General features: G+C 37.7%; 1 protein-coding gene. It reads left to right on the top strand.

All coding sequences use genetic code 11. The annotated features are described in order from the left end of the window. The first annotated feature begins 235 nt into the window (after positions 1 to 235). A complete protein-coding gene (locus UC75_RS08630) occupies positions 236 to 1,999 on the top strand; it encodes an alkaline phosphatase D family protein (RefSeq protein WP_049837310.1) in 1,764 nt (587 codons plus the stop codon). Positions 2,000 to 2,110: the final 111 nt, after the last annotated feature.

Genomic DNA, 2,110 nt, shown 5'->3' with positions numbered 1-2,110 from the left:
TTTTAAATCCCCTGTGTCTACCTATTTCACCACCCGGGCATGTGCGCAATAATAGAGGACAAGTACGCGATTGGCAAGAGAAAATCAGATAGTTTGCTTTATTTTCAATCAGTTCTTGTCGGTATTCATATAATTTAACCAATTTATGTCATGATTTGTTCATTAAACTGAGATCAGTTGTTCATCTTATCTACTTAACTTTAAGACACTCATTGCTTAAAACTTAGGTAATTTTATGTCAGAGAAAATTTCACGCCGAGAATTAATTCAAAAAAGTCTGTTCGGTTTTGGGGCGCTATCTTTGCCGGTAGCTTTTTCGGGTTGTAATGATGGTTCCGATGAAGAAAGTTCGGAGGCACAAGCAGATTTTTTACATGGAGTTGCGAGTGGCGACCCTTTGCAGGATAAAGTAATTTTATGGACGCGTTTAACACCGGTAGATCTTAGTGTGCGCCTTAAGGTCACTTGGGAAATTGCTACCGATGACCAGTTTAAGCTGAATTTAAAGACTGGTGTGGTTCAAACGACTAAGACAGATGATTTCACCGTGAAAGTAGATGCAACAGGACTACAGGCGGATACCATTTATTATTACCGTTTCCATTTTGGTAATAAAACTTCACCTGTTGGTCAAACTCAAACTTTGCCTGTAAGTACTAATAAGGTCAGCTTTGCAGTATGTTCTTGTTCTAACTATCCTGCGGGTTACTTCTACGTTTATCGTGAAATAGCAAAACAGGATGTGGATGTAGTCATTCATTTGGGAGATTACATTTATGAATATGGCTCTGATGGATATGCGACAGAAGATGCAGAAAAATTGGGGCGTACTTTGCCATCCGATAATAATAAAGAAATTATTAAATTAGATGATTATCGCAAACGTTATGCGCTATATCGTCAGGATAAAGACTTGCAAGCAGTTCATCAACGTCATCCTTTCATTGTAATTTGGGATGACCATGAGTTAGCAAATGATACTTGGCGTGAAGGGGCGGAAAACCATCAAGATAATGAAGGATCTTTTTCTGATCGTAAGTTAGCTGCTCTACAGGCTTATTTTGAATGGATGCCAATTCGCCCTGTTTCTAACACAGATCATCTAAATATTTATCGTCAGTTTAATTTTGGATCACTTGTACAGCTAACAATGCTAGATACACGCATTATTGCGCGAGATAAACAGCTTGAATATAAGGACTATATGACAGCTTCTGGTTTAGATGCTCAAAAATTTCAGGCTGATTTAACAGACTCAAAGCGTACTTTAATAGGGTATACGCAAAGAGATTGGTTGGTTGATAAATTAAAACAATCTACAGCAACATGGAATGTGATTGGTCAGCAGGTCTTAATGAGTAAAATGTGGATTCCTGCTGAGTTGTTGGTCTCTCTGGGACAAATTACTTCAGGTGGAACTTCGCCAGATGCGTTAGCTAAAATGAATGCGCAAATTACAGAATTAGTCACATTGAAATTACGATTAGAGCAGGGTGATCCAACTTTAACTATTCAAGAAAAAGCGCGAGTCACAACTTTAGTTCCATATAATCTCGATGCTTGGGATGGGTATTATGCTGAGCGAGAGTTTGTGTATGATAAATTGGCAGAGTTTAATAAGAAAATTATTGTTTTGGCTGGCGATACCCATAATGCATGGACATCTTACTTACATAGCCAAAAAGGGAAGTATGTCGGTGTTGAACTGGCGACAAGCTCGGTTTCTTCGCCGGGTCTTGAAAAATATTTAACTATTCCTTTGGATCAGTTGCAAAAGTTTGAATTTGCCTTTACTACACTTATCGATGAATTGACGTATTGTAATTTAAATCAACGCGGTTATTTGGTCGTTACGCTCGATGATACGCAAGTGCAGTCGGATTGGATTTTTGTAGATTCAATTAAAAATGCAGAATATAAAGTAGATTCAAGTCGACACTATCAATTAGTGTTAGATGCGAATTTAACGCCCGAACAAGATAAGCAAAAAACTGCTTAAATATATGGATGGGAAAGGGGTACTAATAAGTATCCTTTTTTTAGGCATAAAAAAACCAGCTTACGCTGGATTTTTTATTGCACCAATTTCTATACTAGAAAATGGTGCCCA

Origin of the sequence: Acinetobacter sp. V2, from assembly GCF_001188385.1 — a bacterium.
Taxonomy (GTDB): Bacteria; Pseudomonadota; Gammaproteobacteria; order Pseudomonadales; family Moraxellaceae; genus Acinetobacter; species Acinetobacter oleivorans.
Note: the sequence above shows the minus strand (reverse complement) of the source record. Positions and strands in the feature narration are given on the sequence as shown.